This window comes from Nostoc sp., from assembly GCF_036917635.1.
Lineage (GTDB): Bacteria > Cyanobacteriota > Cyanobacteriia > Cyanobacteriales > Nostocaceae > Nostoc.
Window position 1 is genome coordinate 117,376 of record NZ_JBALCW010000042.1, and the last position, 19,197, is coordinate 136,572.

A 19,197-nucleotide genomic window follows, 5' to 3' on the forward strand; every position below is an offset into this window, starting at 1 on the left:
CAAAACGCAAGCAAGAGTCCGAAAGGAACAATTTCTGAAAGCAGTCTTTTAAGTATACTTCACGCGGATTTGTCTTGTTACTAAGGTTATTTGATTTATTAAGGATGGTTGGAAAATGAACAGAAAATTTTTAACAATCGGAACTTCAGCAGTTTTGACAACTGTGATTGGGGGAATTTGTGTTGGTAGTTTATTTGGTTGCCAACTACCTGGAATGGCTAAAAACCCTCAAATATTTGAGCATAATTTACCAGGTGAGAATACTAAAGAAATCAAATCAAGTATTCTTGTAGCAGAAAATTCTGAAGAACAAAACCGGATTAAACTATACCAAAAAGCTAGTCAATCTGTAGTTGCGATCGCTACTGGTTTCGGACATGGTAGTGGTTTTATTGTGAGTCCAGATGGTTTAGTTTTAACTAATGCTCACGTTGTCGAAGATAGTTCTAAAACTGTTGCAATAGTACTGGCTGATGGTACACAAGTTTTAGCTGATGTGGTTGGTTTTGCATCTGGAGGTTTAGATTTAGCTGCACTGAAGATTCGCAATCAAAAAAATCTACCCTACCTGCGTTTAGCTACTCCCGGATCAGCACAAGTAGGTCAATCTGTCTATGCTATTGGTACCCCCCTGAGTCTGGAATTGCAAAATACTTTAACCTATGGTATTATCAGCCGCATTGATAAAAAATTGGGCTTAATTCAACATGATGCTGCTGTTAATCCCGGCAATTCTGGAGGCCCACTGCTCAACTCTAATGGGCAAGTAATTGGTGTCAACAGTGCAATTTTTAATGATACTGATATCGATCCCAAATTGAAAAGATTTATTGGCATTAGTTTTGCAATTCCTACAGAATTAATCCAGCCTTTTTTGGTAGCTGTAGAACAAGGTAATGCTCAGTTAGCAAGTGGACGTAAAGAACCTAATAATAGTAAAGATACGGATTTACCTTTGAATGGTCAAGTTTTACAAGCGGATCTGAAAAATGGCGATCGCACTTTACCAAATAATAGCTATTTTCACACTTATGTGTTTGAAGGTAAAGCAGGTCAACAGATAACTATTGAGATGAATAGTCAGCAAATAGACTCTCACTTATACTTGCTGCTTCCTGCTAAAGAACGACTTATATCACAAAATGACGACATTTCGCCAAAGGATTTTAATTCTCGATTAACTGTGACTTTACCAGAAAATGGTGTCTATTATCTGTTGGCTAACACTTTTGAAGCAGGAGAATCTGGTAGTTACAGTTTACGTGCAACGATATCTCAGCAGTAATTTATTTTTAGTTGGTGAAGTATTGGGTATAAATAAACATACTCAGAACCCCGACTTGTTTGAGAAGTTGGGGTTCTATCTCCTGAGTATTTTATGTTTAATTAGGTTGCTATACACCCCCTAAAATTTAAACTACTGCTACTGTTGCTTTCATTGCAAAAATTTTCTCAATCACATCTTCTACTACCTTATCTGGCGTAGAAGCACCAGAAGTAATTCCCACAACAATTTCTCCATCTGGTAACCAGTTTTCTGTAGTTATTAACTGCTCATTTAATTGCCGATGTTCTATAGAATCTGCTGATTTAATCCGTTCAACAGTATCAATATGATAAGAAGGAATTCCTCGCTCAAAAGCAATTTGTTGCAATTGAGTAGTATTCGATGAATTAAACCCACCAATTACTACCATTAAATCTAAATTATGTTCTACTAACTCCAACATGGCATCTTGTCGTTCTTGGGTTGCATCACAGATAGTATTAAAGCTTTGGAAATGCTGATTTAACTCGGTGGGGCTATACTTCTGTAACATAGTCCGCTCAAAAAGCTTGCCGATTTGCTCAGTTTCGCCTTTCAGCATGGTAGTTTGGTTAGCAATGCCAACTCTTGCTAAATCTTGATCGGGGTCAAATCCTGCTGAACAAGCTTTAGCAAATTTTGTCAGAAATTCTTCCCGGTTCCCACCATTGATAATATAGTTAGCAACATATTCTGCTTCTTGTAAATTCAATACAATTAAATACTTGCCAGCAAAAGAACTAGTAGCAACTGTTTCTTCGTGCTTATATTTACCGTGAATTATTGATGTACAATCGATTTTTTTGTGCTTTTCTACTGTATTCCAAACTTTAGATACCCAAGGACAAGTTGTATCAACAATTTTGCAGCCTTTCTCGTGAAGTATCTGCATTTCTTGAACGCTAGCCCCAAAAGCGGGTAATATGACTACATCACCAGTTCCAACAACAGAAAAGTTTTTATTCTTACCTTGAATGGGAATAAATTCTACTTCCATCTCCTGCATTCGCTGATTTACAGAAGGGTTGTGGATAATCTCGTTAGTAATCCAGATGTGTTCTGTAGGAAAGTGCTGACGGGTTTCGTAGGCCATTGCCACAGCGCGTTCTACACCCCAGCAAAAGCCAAAAGCTTGTGCTAGTCGGATTGTCACATCACCCCGTTGTAGAGTGTAATTGCGATCGCGAATTTCTTGAATCAAGTTACTCTGATATTCAGATTGCAACTGGGTGGCAACTTCTGCTTGATGACCAAAGCCCTTACGATTGTAATTTTCGGAATGTTGCAGGCTGCGCTTAAAAGCTTTTGTATCCATTAGATTTGTCTACTTAAACCACTATTTTTTATTTTCTCGCGCCCAGACGCGATTTATACAGAGTTGTATTCAAAGATATTACTTCTTTTTGTCGTTTAACCTTTTCCCCGTCAGGACGTTAACGCTGGGGTTTTAATTCGATCTCGCCATAAATCTGCAATGCAGAACGCCAAACTATATAGCCTTCAGGACTTAAGTGTAAGCCATCACTAGTAAATTCGCGGCGGAGATTACCTTGTTTGTTGGTAAACAGGGGATGTAAATCAAGGTATTTGACACCTTTTTTGTGACAAATATTTTGCAGTTGCTGATTTAACTCACGAATGCGACTATTGGCAACAGCCAAAAGTTTCTCTCGTCCTTTCCAGGTTGCTTCCTCTGCCCCATGTGGCAAAATTGATTGGACAACAATTTGCGCTGTGGGATGCGTCTTTCGTAGGTAATTGATAATTTGCCGCTGATTATCTAAAATTACCCTGTCGCTCACCCCTCGAATTAGGTCATTAATGCCAATCATCACAAAAATCACCTCTGGCTGGGTGCGGTCAAATATCTCCAATCTTTTCAAGAGTCCATTACTGGTTTCGCCAGAAATTCCTTGATTGAGCCAATTTTTACCTTCGGGTAATAACTCAGGCGGAAACCACAAACTCAAAGAATCTCCCACCAAGATGCTTAAATGCGGGGAACGTTGGTCTGCGGCTACCTTGGCTTCTTGCATAAGGATGTCTACCCACTGCTGGTAAGTGAGTTGGTGACGACGACCTAAATCAGGTGTAGCAATTTCGGATGAGTTGTTAGGGCTGATTGCCTCTGGGGATGTTACTATCCCAAAAAAAGCGGACAATCTCTGCTGTTGCCAAATTAGCAGGATGACCGCCAACATTAGGATGCCGTTGGTTAAGAGTGAGAAAAATGCCCAGATAGGGAAGGTTTTAAAAGATGTAGACACGACTAGCGAAATTTACCAATTATTTGAATCAAATTTTAACGCTAGCGATCGCAAATTACACAATTTAAAATTGGGGAATGGGAAGAACTCCTAACTCCTAACTCCTAACTCCTAACTCCTAACTCCTAACTCCTAACTCCTAAGGGACTGACAAGAAATAAATTATTCCAATAAAGGAACCACTTCAGACAAGGCAGCGCGGTCTTGGGGGTTTCCCCCATGAGCGACTGCCGCACAGAGAACGCAGAGAGAAGAAATAGAGAGAGTTTTTGCGTCAGTTTTGGAACATTTTTTTATTTGTCAGTCCCTAACTCCTAACTCCTAACTCCCTACTAACTAAGTAGGACGATCGCCAAACTCGGAGTTGTAAGCTTCTTCACCGTGTTCGTTGATATCCAAACCTTGATATTCCGCTTCCTCTTTCACTCGCAGCCCGACTGTAGCATCGATAACCTTGAGAATAATCCACGTACCAACACCTGCGATCGCATAAGCAACGGCAATTGCTACTAGTTCAATTCCCAATTCACCAAAATTACCGCGTAGTACCCCGTCTTTACCTCCGCCGTTGACTTGAGTCGTGGCAAAGACGGCCGTTAAAATAGCCCCCACTGTACCACCAACACCATGCACGGGAAAGGTATCTAAAGCATCGTCAATTTCTAGCTTGTGCTTGAAACTCACAGCATAGAAGCAAACAAAGGCAGTGATGAAACCAATTAAAATCGCTGATAGAGGTGTGACAAATCCGGCGGCGGGAGTGATGCCAACTAAGCCAGCAACGGCTCCTGTAGCCGCTCCTACGGCTGTCGGTTTCCCCCGTAAAACTGCTTCCAAAATCAGCCACATTAAAGCCGCCGCCGCTGCCGCCGTATTGGTGGCAACAAAGGCTGTTGTTGCTACATTTGTTGTTAAGTTACCAGAAGTTCCACTAGCAACAGATAAAGCACTGCCAGCGTTGAAGCCGAACCAGCCAAACCATAGCAAGGCAGCACCCAGCAAAATGAAGGGGACATTGTGCGGCGGGCTTAGACGATCGGGATGGGTTTTCCGAGGCCCAAGGACGATCGCAGCTACTAACGCTGAAACGCCAGAACTAATGTGAACTACAGTACCACCTGCAAAGTCGAGGGCACCCAATCCACCAGCCAAACCTAAAAATCCACCTTTCGCCCATACCATGTGGGCTAGAGGGGCGTAAACAAAGGTTGACCACAGTAGCACAAACAGCGAATAGGCGCGGAAACTCATCCGCTCAACGATCGCTCCAGAAATTAAGGCTGGGGTGATAATCGCAAACATGGCTTGGTAGATCATGAATGCCTGGTGGGGTATCGTTCCCGCATAAGAAACAACTTCTACCGGATTTGACCCTTTAAGATAATTGGTTATTTCTAGCCCGACACCATTCAACCCGAACCATTGCAATCCACCAATGAATGGCAACCCTGGTGCAAAAGAAAGACTATAACCCCACAAAATCCAGGTAACTCCTACGATCGCCATCAACACAAAGCTCATCATCAATGTGTTTAGGATATTGCGCGATCGCACAAATCCACCATAAAAGAATGCCAATCCTGGTGTCATTAGCAGCACCAGTGCTGCTGAAATCAGCATAAATGCCGTATCTCCAGTATCAGCAGTAGCTGGAGCAGCAGCTGGTGTTTGGGCAAAAGCATTGCCCATCAGCGGTCCTCCTAAAAACAGTAGGGTCATAGCCCCAATCATCACAACTTTCTTTACCACTTCTTTTTCTTCCTAACCACCAATGATTTGTATACTTAACGACATTTGATTACTTTTAGTTACACATTTTTGTGTTGAATGTTACTTAACCTTAATTTTCTGGAAATGTTAACAAAAATAAATATAATCCTGTTTGTAGTTGCCAGCATGGGAATAAGGATGTATGTAATTCTAATCATTTAATTGCATCTTTTTTTTGAAGAATAGCATTTTATTCAAGCGCTAGAAAATTCCAAATTTTTAGTTACCTAATGTTACAAATCAAGATACTTGCGATCCGTAAATTATCAGAAGTCTTACCAGAGAATTTAGCCAAATATATGTTAAGATTATCTATTTTTATATCTTACGCAAGGTCTAGATATCCAGATGCTTTTTTTACAGGTTAGGTGCTAAAAAACCTTTGCACTTTTGGATGAGGTTATTATCTGTATAAAAGTTATTGGTAAAAAATAATATAGAAATTTTACTTAGCTTCTAGGTGCAAACATGATAATTAAAACACCCACCAAAGCTAAACATGCTCCGATTAAGTCGTAGCGGTCTGGAGTTACTCCGTCTACCTTCCAACCCCAAAGCATTGCCATTGCGATAAACACGCCACCGTAAGCCGCATACACTCTGCCAAAATTTGCCGATTGGAGAGTTGCAATAATCCCATAGAAAGCTAAAGCGATTCCACCCAATATACCCCACCACAAAGGCTTACCTTCGCGCAACCACAACCAGACTAGGTAACCGCCGCCGATTTCAAATAAACCAGCCCACAAAAAATACACTAGGGACTTAATCATTTAACAGATTCTTTAATAAGCTCGAACTCAGTGAAATTACGCTAACGCTTTTAACTAAAGTGTTGTCATTAATTAAAGTAAGTTTGTTGAACTGGGTACTAGGGACTGGGGACTAGTGACTATGTACTGGGTACTAAGGAATGGGAAGAAACAAAATAAGGACTTCTTTTTTAATAACCCCTAATCCCCCAATCCCCCAATCCCTAATCCCCCCAGTCCCCATCCCCAATCCCCAGTCCCTAATCCCCAGAATAAGGATGAAAGCACCATTAACTGATAACGAAGCAGAGAGAATCGAGACGCTTTTGGAGTATAAGATTCTCGACACGCCATCTGAAGCCGCTTTTGACGATCTCACCCGTTTAGCCTCGTATATTTGTCAGACTCCTATTGCCTTAATTAGCTTAGTTGATACAAACCGTCAGTGGTTCAAGTCAAAAGTCGGTTTGGATGCCTTAGAAACACATCGAGATTTGGCATTCTGTGCTCATGCTATTCTACAGCCTGATGTTTTTATTGTGCCTGATGCAACAGATGACGAAAGGTTCGCCTCCAACCCACTGGTAACATCTGACCCAAATATTCGGTTTTATGCTGGTGTACCTCTGACTAATCCTGAGGGATATGCACTAGGAACCCTATGTGTGATTGACTACGTACCACGAGAACTGAATCCAGAACAAGTGGAGGCATTACGAAGCTTAGGTCGTCAAGTCATCAAGCAACTGGAATTACGCCGAAATTTAGCAAATTTGGTACTTATGACTAAAAAAGGCAAACAGGTGCAGAGGGTAGGCAAGCAATTTTTCAAAAAAATTGCAGCAGGTTTTGGTTTAGCGTCCGCCATTTTAGTTCTGATTGGCGTGGTTTCTTATCAAAATACAAGAGGATCTACTAATAACCGCAGTATAATAAAAAATACGTATATAACAATCGAAAATTTAGAAAAACTACAGTACCAGATAAAGGATGCTGAGACTGGACAAAGTAGTTACATTTTCACTGGAAAACAAATTTATCTCAAACCTTATGAAGCAGCACTTGCTAACGTCGATCAAGAAATTGCCAACCTAAAGAGTTTGACAGCAGATCAACCGAATCAACAAAAGCAAATTGCAACGCTTGAATTTCTAATAACGGCTAAATTTACTCAACTAAAACAGACTATTGATTTGCGCCAAAACAAGGGATTAGAGGCGGCATTGCAAGTACTAGTGAGAAACGATCAACAAAATCTCATGGATTATATCCGCAAGGCAATCAATGAGATGGAAAACGAGCAAAAGGAACGACTCCAACAGCAGTTACAAGCAAAAAAAGCCACTACTCACAACACAATTCTGACACTTGCGATCGCCATCTGCTTGAGTTTTATTGTCCTTGCCGTAGTCTACTACTTGATCTATCGTGAGGCCATTGAGCGCAAAAGAGCAGAAGAAGCCTTAAACCAAGAACGCAACTTTATCTCAGCAGTCCTTGATACAGCCAACGCTTTAGTAATGGTTCTCGATTCTCAAGGGCAAATTATTCGTTTCAATCAAGCTTGTGAGCAAATAACAGGTCACTCCCTCGATGAGGTCAGAGGTAGGTATTTCTGGAACTTGTTCTTAATTCCTGAACAAGTCGAGCCGGCCAAAGCAGTTTTTGAGCAGATGCGAACTGGTAAAGTCTTGAATGATTACGAAAATTATTGGGTAATGAAGGATGGGAGTCGGCGGCTGATTACTTGGTCGAACAACTTCTTAAAAGACTATGAGGGATCAATAGAATACATTGTTTGTAGTGGCATTGACATCACTGATGGCAAACGCGCCCAACGACATCTAACTGCACAATATGCTGCAACCCGCGTCTTAGCAGAGTCTGCCACGATGGGCGAAGCTACTAGCCAAATCTTGCAAGGAATCTGTGAGAGTTTGGGATGGGATTTGGGTGAAATTTGGATGGTCGATCGACAAGCAAATGTGCTGCGTTTTCTCGATATGTGGCATAAAGCATCTCTTGACGTGCAAGAGTTTGAAGCACTGAAGCGGCAAACCACCTTTATGCCAGGAATTGGCCTACCTGGTCGGGTTTGGGCTAGTTGTGAACCTGTTTGGATCGCTGATATCGTTAAAGGTATTAATTTCCCTCTCTTCCAAATTGCTGCTCAAGCAGGACTAAAGGCAGCTTTTGGTTTTCCGATCCGCAGTGGTAACAAAATCCTTGGTGTCATTACCTGCTTTAACCGTGAAATCCAGCCGCCTGACCCAGATTTGGTAACAACGATGAATTCTATCGGTGAGCAAGTAGGGCAATTTATTCAGCGTAAACAGGCTGAAGAAGAAATACAACGCCAAAACTTGCGATCGCAACTATTTACCGAAATCGCCTTCAAGATTCGCCAGACTTTGCAAATCGAAGAAATTCTCCAAATCACTGTCGAGGAGGTACAAAAGATTCTCCAGACTGACCGAGTTTTAATCTATCAGCTTTCGCCAGATCAGTTTGCAACCACAGTTACTGAAGCAGTTGTTTCTGGCTTACCACCAATCAAAGAACAAAACATTACCAACCTATACTTACAATCAGAATATCTACAACAATACTATTTACAACAGTACCGTCAAGGACAGATTTTAGGACTAGCTAACTTGGATCTGCCAGAATTTGAACAAAGCCATCTGGAATTAATGCAACAGTTTGGGGTCAAAGTCAATTTGGTTGTACCCATTCTTGTTAAACAAGAAGTTCGCGGTTTGCTGATAGTTCATCAGTGTGATGATTCTCACCACTGGTCTAGCTTTGAAACTTATCTTTTGCGGCAAATAGCCGACCAAGTAGGCGTTGCTTTAGCCCAAGCCCAATTATTAGCAGCAGAAACTCGTCAGCGACAAGAACTTGAAATTGCCCGTCGCCAAGCCGAATTAGCTTCTCAAGCTAAAAGCGCCTTTTTGGCAAATATCAGTCATGAAATTCGTACTCCGATGAATGCTGTATTGGGGATGACCAGTTTGGTGTTAGATACTTCCTTAGACCCAGAACAGCGAGATTTTATTGAAACAATTCGTAGTAGTGGAGACGCTCTTTTAAGTTTAATCAACGAGATTTTGGATCTTTCCAAACTTGAGGCTGGAGAGATGGCTCTCGAAACTCTAGATTTTGACCTATCCACTTGTGTGGAAGAAGTGGTGGAATTATTGGCTCCCTCAGCCCATAACAAGGGATTAGAAATTGCTGCACTGATTGAGCATAACGTCCCCACCTACCTCAAAGGAGATACTGGTAGGCTGCGGCAAATTCTCATGAATTTAATCAGCAACGCTATCAAGTTCACCAGCGCTGGCGAAGTATTAGTGCAAGCCGAATTACGTTCGCTTTCCTCTACTACAGCCACGATTCATTTTGCCATTACAGATACAGGTCTTGGCATTAGCCCTGAAGATCAACGCAAACTCTTTATGCCATTTACCCAAGTGGATGCTTCGACCACTCGCAAGTATGGTGGTACCGGTTTGGGATTAGCTATCTGTAAACAACTGGTGACCTTAATGGGAGGAGTAATTGGAGTAGAAAGTCAGATGGGGAAAGGATCTAAGTTTTGGTTTGAGGTGCTGTTTATGAAGCAAGTTGAGCCTGTTTTGCCAAAATGCGATGGCTTTGCCAACGCTAAGAGCGAACGCGGGCTTTTAAGCAATCGCCGCTTGTTATTGGTGGATAACAAGGCTACTAATTACAAAATTATCTCCCATCAAGCTACTCATTGGGGAATGCAGATAGATCAAGCTGACAGTATCGCTACTGCCCTCAAAGTTATTCAGTCAGCTTATGAACAGAGGAAATCTTATGATATCGCCTTGGTTGATATAAAAAATGATATGGCAATAGAAGAACAAATTAAAGCCAATTCTGCAATTGCTGAAATACCTTTGATTATGCTCACCTCTACTAATCAACGCGATGAAGTGCAGCAGGCGCTCAAAATCGGATTTGCTGCTTATTTGGTCAAACCCATTAAGCCATCACGACTCCTCGATGCCATTATGAATATTTTAGAAACTCAGGCGGAATCAGAACAAGGGGCTAAAGGCTCAAGGCTTTGCCTAACTGAAAAAAACCAGAGTACAGATTCAGGCATTCTTACTTCCTCTTATCCTAATGCTACTAAATCTAAGTTAAAAATTCTGCTAGCTGAAGATAATTTGGTGAATCAAAAAGTAGCTCTCAAACAACTCCAGAATTTGGGCTATAAAGCCGATGTCGTTGCCAATGGAAAGGAAGTTTTGCAGCTATTAGAAAAAGTTCCTTACGATTTGATTTTAATGGATTGCCAAATGCCAATTCTTGACGGTTTGGAAACCACAAAAGAAATTCATCGTTGGCAAGAGCATACTTTTCCTCTACGTCGTCGTCCTGTGGTGATTGCGATGACCGCTAATGCGATGAAAGAAGACAAAGAAATGTGCCTCAATGCCGGAATGGATGACTATCTGAGTAAGCCTGTATTTAAAGAAAAATTGGCTGCAACTTTAGAGCATTGGACAGGTGTGATCCTCTCAAAACAAGAGGCAATTGTGTATGAGCAGACAGTTTCGCCTGACCTAGCCATTGATTGGGAACACTTGCATCGGATATCGGGAAATGACACAGAATTTGAGTTAAATCTATTAGAATTATGCGTTGAAGATATTAAACCCCGTTTAGAAATAATTAAAGCAGCGATCGCATCTCATGACTTTGGGCAAATTGCGCGAGAAGCTCATCACCTTAAAGGTGCTAGTGCCAACATTGGAGCCACAGCTATGTACCAAACAGCTGATAAACTAGAAAAATTGGCTTACTATCAAGAGCGTAGAGGTATGAATAACTCAGTCTCAGAATTAGAACAATTTCTCAACCGCATTCAAGACTTTTTAATCATAAACCAACTAACAAATCGCACCTAAAATCTTTATACATCTCCAGCAACTTTAGCTGATATAGTAGCTGATACTGCCAGCATTTGGCGATTTATCATTATTGCAGAGGTCTTATGAAACGCTTAATCTACATCATCCCCGTTACTACAATTGCCTTACTGACATTAGTAGGATGCAACAGCGAGCAAAAATCTACTACCCAGACTCCTGCTGCCACTGAAACCACTGCGGGGACAGCAGTATCCAAAACAACTGTTGGTACAGAGGGAGGTTTTAATACTTTAGTCAGTGTAGTTTCAAATACCAAAACCGCGGTGCAAGGCGGAAACTTTGACAAAGCTCAACAGGAATTTAATCAGTTTGAAAACTCTTGGTCTAAGGTTGAGGATGGTGTCAAAACTAAATCTTCAAAAACCTATAATGTAATTGAAGATGCTGCGACCCAGGTGAAGGGTGCGCTGAAAGCAAAAAATAAAGCGAAAGCTCTTAAAGGGTTACAAACACTTGACACAAATATCGCTAGTGTTTCTAAAAAGTGAGATAAAACTAACATGGAGCAGGAGTCAAAAGACACGAAATAAGTAGGTCGGCGTAAATAATTATCGTTGCGATAAAGTAGGGGCTAAGGGGCGGGGGAAAAAAGGGTTTGAGCATTGTTTACTTTTCTTCACACACTTTGGTTTGATTGTGGCAACTTACTTAGGAGGAAAACAGTCTTTATATGTGGCTTTGAGACAAATAGTTCTCTACCTCATCAAGTTGCAAACTGCTATAGTTTCCACTGGAGATTTTGGATAATGCGTTCATTTCGCAAGTACCACCGGACTCTGGCAATTATTTTGGCTTTACCGCTTGCTGTAACATTATTAACTGGAATTGCAGCTACGCTGGTAGGTGAGTGGTCAGCTAACCTGGGAGTAGGGCGTAGTCTACTGCTTTCGATTCATCGTGGTGAAATATTTGGTTTAGAGGGAATCTACCCGATTTTGAACGGATTAGGACTATTGGGATTATTGGTTACTGGATTAAGTATGACTAGTTTGTTTGGTAGGAAAAGGCCAAAATCCGAGAAGGATTAGAACTTACGCCCTGTATAAATACATAGCGATCTGAATTAACGATGCTCCCGGAAGTTTTCAGGCTTTTCTTAATTATGCTGCGATCGCTTCCACAAATAGCAGAACGTTAACTCATCGCACGGCTATGAAAACTCAAATCCCAAAACTATAGCAATCCAATTTGATGTTTGAAAAAATCTAAATACTCATGCTTATAGGTTTTACTTAGTTTGAAAGATATTTTGTACCATTTTTTTGTCTGCATTCGCCGCTGCTCTATCCAACTCTGCAATCTCACTGGCGTCTAATTGCCAACCCAATGCACCAATATTCTCCCTCGCCTGTTCAACGCTCTTTGCTCCAGGGATAGGAATGGTTCCTTTACAGATGCACCAATTAATTGCTACCTGTGACATGGTTTTGTTTCTAGACTGTGCCACCTCTTGTAAACATGCCAAAAGCGATCGCATTCCTGGTAATATCTGCCTAAACAGCAGACCTCGGATGCCTTTGGGCAAAGGGCCTTGCTGGGAGTATTTTCCTGTCAATAGCCCTAAAGCCAGAGGGCTGTAGGCAATAAGTTTGATTCCCAACTGATCACAAAGGTCTTTGAGCTTTAGTTGAGTCACAGGATATGTAGACAACAAAGAGTATTGAACTTGCAGAGTAGTAATAGAAACGCCTCGTTCAGCAAACTTTTTCTGCACTTGTTTAAGCCGTTTAGGCCCATAATTCGATAGTCCCACTCCCTTAACTAGTCCTTGCTCATACAAATCGGCAAGACCATCTAACAGCCCTCCCTCTTGCCAAGGAGCATAGTTTGCTGTAGACCAGTGCATCTGTACCAAATCTACGTTTCTTCCCAGGCGTTTAGCAGATAACTTGCAAGCCTTTAACATTGATTGACGTGTCCATCTCCACGGATAAGCAGCAAGCTTAGTCGCAATACAAATATTTTCTTTGCCTGAACCTACATATTCTTGGCTGAATCGTCCCAAGAGTAGCTCACTGCGACCATTCAATCTCCCAGTTCCGTAAGAATCACCTGTATCAAATAAAGTTACACCGTTGTTTACACAAACGTTAAAAACGGCTTGCAACTGGTCATCCATACTTTCGTCATATCCCCAAAGCAGTTGGTTGCCCCAGGCCCAAGTCCCGCAGCCCATGCTTGGGAGGGAGAGTTTTTGGAGAGTCTGCATCTTTGCTTTCTGTAGATTGTCTTATTAATTATAGGAACACTCGGTAAGCGTAAAACTCAGTCCCTTTAAAGACCAGATTAAGCGACTCGTGTAACTTTAGTCACAGTCATCAAAATTTATATTAGCGCTAATATTTCTAGCTACTCTTTCAATTAACTCGCTAACACTAATCTCTAATGAGTTGGAAGTTTTGACTAGATTTTCCCAAGCTGTATTAGTTAGCATTATATTCCGACGCTTTTTTAATTCTTTATAAAAAACTGGTTGTGAATTTGAAACCACTATAAAAAATCAATTACTGGACTGATTTATCTTCAAACAGTATTAGTAATTTTGAAATTTTATTGACTCAAAACTTTGAAATAGTGTAATTAAATAAAACCAGTGCGATCGCTTGTAACGTAAAATTAGTTTCCATCCGGCATTTGCTAACACCTTGACGCCCATGTATTGCGACTACCTCATCCAAATCCTAACTGCCCGTGTGTACGATGTTGCCCAGGAAACACCACTGGAGTATGCCCCAAATTTGTCTGCACGGCTGAATAATCAACTCCTGCTCAAACGTGAGGATATGCAGTCAGTATTTTCCTTTAAACTGCGGGGTGCTTATAACAAAATGGTGCAACTGCCACCAGATATATTAGCGCAGGGTGTAATTGCCGCGTCTGCGGGAAACCATGCTCAGGGAGTCGCCCTTGCAGCCAATCGCTTAGGAACCAAAGCGATTATCGTGATGCCAGTAACCACGCCCCAAGTCAAGGTGGACGCGGTTAGAATGAGGGGCGGAGCAGTCGTCTTACATGGAAACACCTACGATGATGCTTATAGCTATGCCCGTGAATTAGAAATAGAAAAAGGTTTGACGTTTATTCATCCTTTCGATGATCCTCATGTCATTGCTGGACAGGGAACAATTGGGATGGAAATTTTACGACAATATCAGCAACCCATCCATGCAATTTTTGTAGCGATTGGAGGGGGCGGATTAATTTCTGGGATTGGGGCTTATGTAAAACGCTTGCGTCCTGAAATCAAGATTATTGGCGTTGAACCAGTAGATGCTGATGCGATGTCTCAATCGCTAAAAGCCGGACATCGGGTGCGCTTGTCTCAAGTGGGGTTATTTGCTGATGGTGTGGCGGTGCGAGAAGTAGGTGAAGAAACCTTCCGTTTGTGTCAGCAGTATGTAGATGAAATTATTTTGGTGGATACAGACGATACTTGTGCTGCGATTAAAGACGTGTTTGAGGATACGCGATCAATTTTAGAACCAGCCGGTGCATTAGCGATCGCAGCTGCCAAAGCCTACGTAGAACGAGAGCAAATCGAGGGACAAACCTTAATTGCTGTCGCCTGTGGTGCAAACATGAATTTTGATCGCCTCCGCTTTGTGGCAGAACGGGCAGAGTTCGGCGAACGCCGCGAAGCCATCTTTGCAGTCACAATTCCAGAGGAACGGGGAAGTATTCGCCAGTTTTGTGAATGTATTGGCAACCGTAATCTTACAGAGTTTAATTATCGTATTGCTGATGAAAAAACAGCCCATATTTTTGTCGGTGTGCAAATTCAAAACCGTGCTGATGCTGCAAAGATGGTAGAAACTTTTGAAGATAATGGATTTGAAACTCTTGATTTAACAGACGACGAACTAACTAAATTACATCTGCGGCACATGGTAGGTGGGCATTCTCTCCTGGCTCACAATGAATTGCTCTACCGTTTTGAGTTTCCCGAACGTCCCGGTGCATTGATGAAGTTTGTTACTTCCATGAGTCCCAATTGGAATATTAGTCTTTTTCACTACCGAAACAACGGCGCAGACTACGGACGAATCGTTGTTGGTATCCAGGTTCCCCCGCATGAGATGGAACAGTGGCAAGCTTTTCTCGATCACCTGGGCTATCGCTATTGGGATGAAAACAAGAATCCGGCATACAAGCTGTTTTTGGGATAGGGGAGCAGGGGGAGCAGGGGGAGCAGGGGGAGCAGGGGGAGCAGGGGGAGCAGGGGGAGCAGGGGGAGCAGGAGAAGAATAACAATACCCAATGCCCCAGTCCCCAATTTCCACTCCCCAATTTACCGAGAACTACCCTCTAATATCATATTGGAGTCCCAGGTATAGAAGCCAATTTGGTTAGGAACCCTAGAGAATCTGCCTGTCCGATAGCCTCTAGATAATTCGTTCAATACCTTATTTTTGACCTCTCGAAGTTGCTGAGAATCTAGTTCTCCATAAATTCCGGCGATGACTTCAGCAACGCTGAAAACTTTACCTGGATTTTCTTCAAACAAAGAGGTGAGGGCATCAATTAAGAATAGACCCTCAAAGGCTTTGAGCATCGGTACTGCTTTTGTCGGGGGTACAAAAGGCTTTTTGTTTTTGATGCTCCTAGAAGCACCATTGCGCTTGGTTGGGGCTACCAAACTTAGATCCAGAGTATAACAACCTGGCTCATCAGGAATAGTTACCCAGTAATTCCTTTCTCTGCCTTGGGTGAGGGAAGATTGAACCCTACCTTTAACTACTTTGAATAGATTGGAATCTAACTCTCCATAAAGCGATCGCACGATAAAATCGATATGACACACAGTACCTATCTGCTCAAGCAATAGCTGTTTTATGGCTTCCATTCGGGAAAGAGCGCGATCGTACTGGGGTAGCATAGGGATTTCTGCCACCTTCGTTGAACTATCGTTGTTCTCTAGGGCGATCTTTGGATCTGGCGATGTAGTTGAAGGTTGACTCTCTTTTGTATCAACAGCAGCAGAAAAGGAATTATCGATCTCAACCAAGTCTTTGTCTGCAAGTTCTGGCTCTCCAGACTCCACCAAGTTGATTTCGTCGATGTCATCAAGAGGTGATAAAAACACCAGAGGGCCTTCTTGGGAAAAATCTGAGGTTTCATCAGCCGCCGTCAGACTTGATATCTGCTTGCTGCCATCAGAAAAAGACCAGTTAGACAACAACGCTTCTACATGATCCAGCTGCTCCCGCGCCTGCACAAAGAGGCGTTCATACTCTTCTGTGAGGCGAGCATAATAGTCTCGTAGTTCCAACAGTGGTGAGACAAAGCTACCTGGAGGTGGTTCTAATTGTCCATTTTGAGTCATAAGGCTTCAATCAATTTAAATCGATGTCACTTTTGTAAGACATTGCTCTGGGTTTTGCTTTGTGAGATGTTGGCTGCGATTTCTTAGGCGGTTGGGGAGGGCGACATCTCTCACAATATAAGGGTCGAGGGCCGAAAGTCTCGCGCTTTGTCAGATCGTTACACTCTTTACAGACAAACTGGAAAACACGAGTATGAATCTGTCTTTTGTGCGCCCTGACAGTATATTCTCTAACATCAATGAATTTACTTGCCATAATCAGGATTGTGAATTGCTCTCGTATCAATGTCCTATCAATATAGCTATTCAAGCAAATCAAGCTGCATCAGTGTGTGTTTATGTAGAAGTTTTATTCAAATCAGTGAATTTGACACCTACCATAAAGTGCAGATGAGGAACTTGATAGTTAGTTATTGACTATCCTCTCAGCATATAATTGGTGATGAGGAAACACCACTACCATTTTTTAGGCGCAGGCAATTTTCATCGCCATCTAAATGAAAGATATGGTAGTGTTGTTGCCTGGAATTTTGGGCAGCGTACTACAAAAAGACGGTTTAGATATCTGGAATATATTAGTCCAAGCAGCCACTAGAGCAATTAGGGAGATAGTTATTCGACGTTCGTTATTGACCCTGGCAACAAGTATGCGATCGCTGCCTTAGTCAAGCTAACCCGCAAGGCACAGAATAAATCCACCCGTAAGGGAGCAGCAGAATCTTTAGGGAAAATCGACCCTGGCAATAAGTATGGGATCGCTGCCTTAGTCGAGCTAACCCGCAAGGCACAGGATGGAGATATGCGAGAGAGCGCAGGATCACGTTTGAAGGAGATTTTAACAGTGGATCAGATGCCTTTGGTTGTTACTAAGTTGAAGAATTATTCAAAGCTCTATCCCTCAAGTTACTCAGTCATCCGCTACAAGAGAAAGCGATCGCTTTTGACTATCAGTTTGACTATCAAGAAAGCCTTTTATGTGATTTTTGATTATCCTAAAAGGCTAAAAGCCTTAAGGCGGCACCCGGATTCGAACCGGGGATGGAGGTTTTGCAGACCTCTGCCTTACCACTTGGCTATGCCGCCACAGCGAAATTCCTTAAACTACTTTAATCTTCCTAAGGTGTCTTAGTAGGATTCAGTAGCCATAGGACGCTAGTTAACCCATGATAGCATAGGATTCTGAGGGAAAAATAGTGGGGGCAAAAAATCGCTTGCATACAACCTCTTCCCCCCCTAACAATAGCCTTAAGAGAAAATTTCCAGTTTATTGGGACTTACGCAAAACTACACGCGGTAAGGGCAATTCATGAATTGCCCTTACCATAAAATCAGGGTTTTGGCTATTATTTGCGTAAGTCCTATTTATAAAGAAATCATGAAGCGATCACAAACTTATTCAGCCTATCGTGTAAGTGCGATCGCAAAAAAATTCGCATTGCTCCCCATCTTCCTTTTCTTTGGAGAAGTCAACAGATAAAGATTCCGTTTATAGCATAGCTCTGACTGGTTTGACGTTTTTAATCTATCAAACTACCAAATGAGTGCTAGCTAGGTGATATATGTTCATCTGGCAAAAATTCCCCCAACCCTCCTTTGCAAAGAGAATTGGGGAAATCAAGTGTTATTAGAACAGATGTGAATGCTACTTCATGCCAATGATTAGCCACCGATAGTTGTTGTACGCTCAGTCAAAGGGGGTGCGATCAAACCCTTGCCTTATGCCAGTGGCATTTTCGAGGTACCATGCAGTCGGGGATCGGGTACAGGAGGTTGCGGTTCTGGGCCTAGTGGTTGGGGATTTTCCACATACTCGAATTCGCCTTTGCCATCCATTGAGGGACCTTTTGCCCAACGACCTTCAGAGCTTTCTGTGCCTTCTGAATGATTCCAGAATTGATAAGAAAACTCGCGTTTCTCCAATTCCAACGGGAAGGAACTGGGAACTGGCGTGGTTTCCAATCCAGAGCTTTCTAAATCCTCAATGGTTGCTAGCCACAAGTTTTGATGCATGGTATCACGAGCGATCATAAAGCTCAAGGTATCTTTCACGCCTGGATCGTCTGTCATCTCATACAGTCGCACTGCTTGCAAACGTCCTTGACTTTCGGCGTGGAGATTAGACCGGAAATCTGCTAACAAGTTACCACTGGAGACAATATAACGACCGTTCCAAGGATAGCCGACGCTATCAGATGGTGTTGCACCCAAACCAGACACAATAGCGTGTTGGGGGTTCATCGCCGCAGCCATAATTACATCGCGTGGGCTACTACCGCCCATCACGGCACCTACTACCGCATCTTTTGCACTTTCTTCTTGCATTTTGATCGGCGCTTTATCTAGAAGATGGGCAATCATTGTTGCCAGCATCTCAATATGACCGATTTCCTCAGTACCAACATCTAGCAGCATATCCCGGTACTTGGCAGGGCCTCGACAGTTCCAACCCTGAAACAGATACTGCATCATCACGGTCATTTCACCAAAAGTGCCGCCGATGAGTTCTTGAATTTTCATTGCGTAGACTGCATCTGGTTTTTCTGGCGGCTTAAAATATTGAAGTTTCTTATTGTGATAAAACATTTGAATTCCTCGTTAATTGCAGATGCTACTGGCACAAAATCAAAACAGTTGCCAAACTTTTATGCGATTTTGTGTAGCCTCTTATTACTAGAAAACTAATCAAATGCTTTACAGCACTTGCGTCTATTATGAGGTACACTAGATTAAAATATAAATACTTTTAAATGAAGTCATACTCTGTCGATCTTCGAGAAAAAATAGTTGCAGCACATATAAGAGAAAAATA

The 19,197-nt window shown here is 42.2% G+C and carries 14 protein-coding genes, 1 tRNA gene and 1 pseudogene; 7 read left to right on the forward strand and 9 right to left on the reverse strand.

All coding sequences use genetic code 11. From position 1 onward, the window contains the following. Window positions 1–115: 115 nt before the first annotated feature. Window positions 116–1,285: a trypsin-like peptidase domain-containing protein gene (locus tag V7K32_RS11835; RefSeq protein WP_334993331.1), complete on the forward strand. Its 1,170-nt coding sequence runs from the start codon at window positions 116–118 to the stop codon at window positions 1,283–1,285. 127 nt (window positions 1,286–1,412) lie between these two features. Here the strand turns inward: V7K32_RS11835 and V7K32_RS11840 are convergent, their stop codons facing one another. From V7K32_RS11840 to V7K32_RS11855, 4 genes are all read right to left on the reverse strand, one after another. After that, window positions 1,413–2,621: a 4-hydroxy-3-methylbut-2-enyl diphosphate reductase gene (locus V7K32_RS11840; RefSeq protein ID WP_334993333.1), complete on the reverse strand. Its 1,209-nt coding sequence runs from the start codon at window positions 2,619–2,621 to the stop codon at window positions 1,413–1,415. A 118-nt stretch (window positions 2,622–2,739) separates the two neighbouring features. Beyond that, window positions 2,740–3,573, reverse strand: a complete 834-nt coding sequence (locus V7K32_RS11845) for an SGNH/GDSL hydrolase family protein (RefSeq protein ID WP_334993335.1) — start codon at window positions 3,571–3,573, stop codon at window positions 2,740–2,742. Window positions 3,574–3,909: 336 nt separating this feature from the next. Next, window positions 3,910–5,292: an ammonium transporter gene (locus V7K32_RS11850; protein WP_442938727.1), complete on the reverse strand. Its 1,383-nt coding sequence runs from the start codon at window positions 5,290–5,292 to the stop codon at window positions 3,910–3,912. A gap of 500 nt (window positions 5,293–5,792) precedes the next feature. Continuing rightward, window positions 5,793–6,116 carry a YnfA family protein gene (locus V7K32_RS11855; protein ID WP_334993339.1) on the reverse strand — a complete coding sequence of 108 codons (324 nt, stop codon included), beginning with the start codon at window positions 6,114–6,116 and terminating at the stop codon, window positions 5,793–5,795. Window positions 6,117–6,373: 257 nt separating this feature from the next. On the opposite strand from V7K32_RS11855, the gene V7K32_RS11860 reads away from it, so the two are divergent. From V7K32_RS11860 to V7K32_RS11870, 3 genes are all read left to right on the forward strand, one after another. Continuing rightward, window positions 6,374–11,041, forward strand: a complete 4,668-nt coding sequence (locus V7K32_RS11860; RefSeq protein WP_334993341.1) for a GAF domain-containing protein — start codon at window positions 6,374–6,376, stop codon at window positions 11,039–11,041. Window positions 11,042–11,127: 86 nt separating this feature from the next. Then, a complete protein-coding gene (locus V7K32_RS11865) occupies window positions 11,128–11,553 on the forward strand; it encodes a DUF4363 family protein (protein WP_334993343.1) in 426 nt (141 codons plus the stop codon). A 258-nt stretch (window positions 11,554–11,811) separates the two neighbouring features. After that, window positions 11,812–12,093 carry a peptidase gene (locus tag V7K32_RS11870; protein ID WP_334993345.1) on the forward strand — a complete coding sequence of 94 codons (282 nt, stop codon included), beginning with the start codon at window positions 11,812–11,814 and terminating at the stop codon, window positions 12,091–12,093. A 200-nt stretch (window positions 12,094–12,293) separates the two neighbouring features. On the opposite strand, the gene V7K32_RS11875 is transcribed toward V7K32_RS11870, so the two are convergent. After that, on the reverse strand, window positions 12,294–13,274 hold the full coding sequence (locus V7K32_RS11875; protein ID WP_334993347.1) for an aldo/keto reductase: 981 nt from the start codon (window positions 13,272–13,274) through the stop codon (window positions 12,294–12,296). Between the two features lie 445 nt (window positions 13,275–13,719). On the opposite strand from V7K32_RS11875, the gene ilvA reads away from it, so the two are divergent. Next, window positions 13,720–15,231: a threonine ammonia-lyase, biosynthetic gene (gene ilvA / locus V7K32_RS11880; protein WP_334993349.1), complete on the forward strand. Its 1,512-nt coding sequence runs from the start codon at window positions 13,720–13,722 to the stop codon at window positions 15,229–15,231. A gap of 122 nt (window positions 15,232–15,353) precedes the next feature. On the opposite strand, the gene V7K32_RS11885 is transcribed toward ilvA, so the two are convergent. Both V7K32_RS11885 and V7K32_RS11890 read right to left on the reverse strand, forming a co-directional pair. Further along, entirely contained in the window at window positions 15,354–16,388 is a 1,035-nt protein-coding gene (locus V7K32_RS11885) for a hypothetical protein (protein WP_334993351.1), read from the reverse strand. Window positions 16,389–16,398: 10 nt separating this feature from the next. Beyond that, on the reverse strand, window positions 16,399–16,644 hold the full coding sequence (locus V7K32_RS11890) for a hypothetical protein (protein ID WP_094327534.1): 246 nt from the start codon (window positions 16,642–16,644) through the stop codon (window positions 16,399–16,401). Window positions 16,645–16,885: 241 nt separating this feature from the next. Between V7K32_RS11890 and V7K32_RS11895 the strand changes: the two genes are divergently transcribed. Beyond that, window positions 16,886–17,053: a hypothetical protein gene (locus V7K32_RS11895; RefSeq protein WP_334993353.1), complete on the forward strand. Its 168-nt coding sequence runs from the start codon at window positions 16,886–16,888 to the stop codon at window positions 17,051–17,053. Further along, window positions 17,041–17,148 (forward strand): annotated as a pseudogene (locus V7K32_RS11900) (hypothetical protein); the annotation flags it as partial. The gene V7K32_RS11895 and the pseudogene V7K32_RS11900, both read left to right, overlap by 13 nt. A 252-nt stretch (window positions 17,149–17,400) precedes the next feature. On the opposite strand, the gene V7K32_RS11905 reads toward V7K32_RS11900, so the two are convergent. After that, window positions 17,401–17,471: transfer RNA gene (locus tag V7K32_RS11905), tRNA-Cys, on the reverse strand. Window positions 17,472–18,104: 633 nt separating this feature from the next. Beyond that, window positions 18,105–18,971: a manganese catalase family protein gene (locus V7K32_RS11910; protein ID WP_334993355.1), complete on the reverse strand. Its 867-nt coding sequence runs from the start codon at window positions 18,969–18,971 to the stop codon at window positions 18,105–18,107. Window positions 18,972–19,197: the final 226 nt, after the last annotated feature.

Coding starts and splice junctions, on each gene's coding strand:
- V7K32_RS11855 (WP_334993339.1), bottom strand. CDS start 6,116: ATGATTAAGTCCCTAGTGTATTTTTTGTGGGCTGGTTTATTTGAAATC.
- V7K32_RS11890 (WP_094327534.1), bottom strand. CDS start 16,644: ATGGCAAGTAAATTCATTGATGTTAGAGAATATACTGTCAGGGCGCAC.
- V7K32_RS11835 (WP_334993331.1), top strand. CDS start 116: ATGAACAGAAAATTTTTAACAATCGGAACTTCAGCAGTTTTGACAACT.
- ilvA (WP_334993349.1), top strand. CDS start 13,720: ATGTATTGCGACTACCTCATCCAAATCCTAACTGCCCGTGTGTACGAT.
- V7K32_RS11860 (WP_334993341.1), top strand. CDS start 6,374: ATGAAAGCACCATTAACTGATAACGAAGCAGAGAGAATCGAGACGCTT.
- V7K32_RS11865 (WP_334993343.1), top strand. CDS start 11,128: ATGAAACGCTTAATCTACATCATCCCCGTTACTACAATTGCCTTACTG.
- V7K32_RS11875 (WP_334993347.1), bottom strand. CDS start 13,274: ATGCAGACTCTCCAAAAACTCTCCCTCCCAAGCATGGGCTGCGGGACT.
- V7K32_RS11910 (WP_334993355.1), bottom strand. CDS start 18,971: ATGTTTTATCACAATAAGAAACTTCAATATTTTAAGCCGCCAGAAAAA.
- V7K32_RS11850 (WP_442938727.1), bottom strand. CDS start 5,292: ATGACCCTACTGTTTTTAGGAGGACCGCTGATGGGCAATGCTTTTGCC.
- V7K32_RS11870 (WP_334993345.1), top strand. CDS start 11,812: ATGCGTTCATTTCGCAAGTACCACCGGACTCTGGCAATTATTTTGGCT.
- V7K32_RS11840 (WP_334993333.1), bottom strand. CDS start 2,621: ATGGATACAAAAGCTTTTAAGCGCAGCCTGCAACATTCCGAAAATTAC.
- V7K32_RS11895 (WP_334993353.1), top strand. CDS start 16,886: ATGAAAGATATGGTAGTGTTGTTGCCTGGAATTTTGGGCAGCGTACTA.
- V7K32_RS11885 (WP_334993351.1), bottom strand. CDS start 16,388: ATGACTCAAAATGGACAATTAGAACCACCTCCAGGTAGCTTTGTCTCA.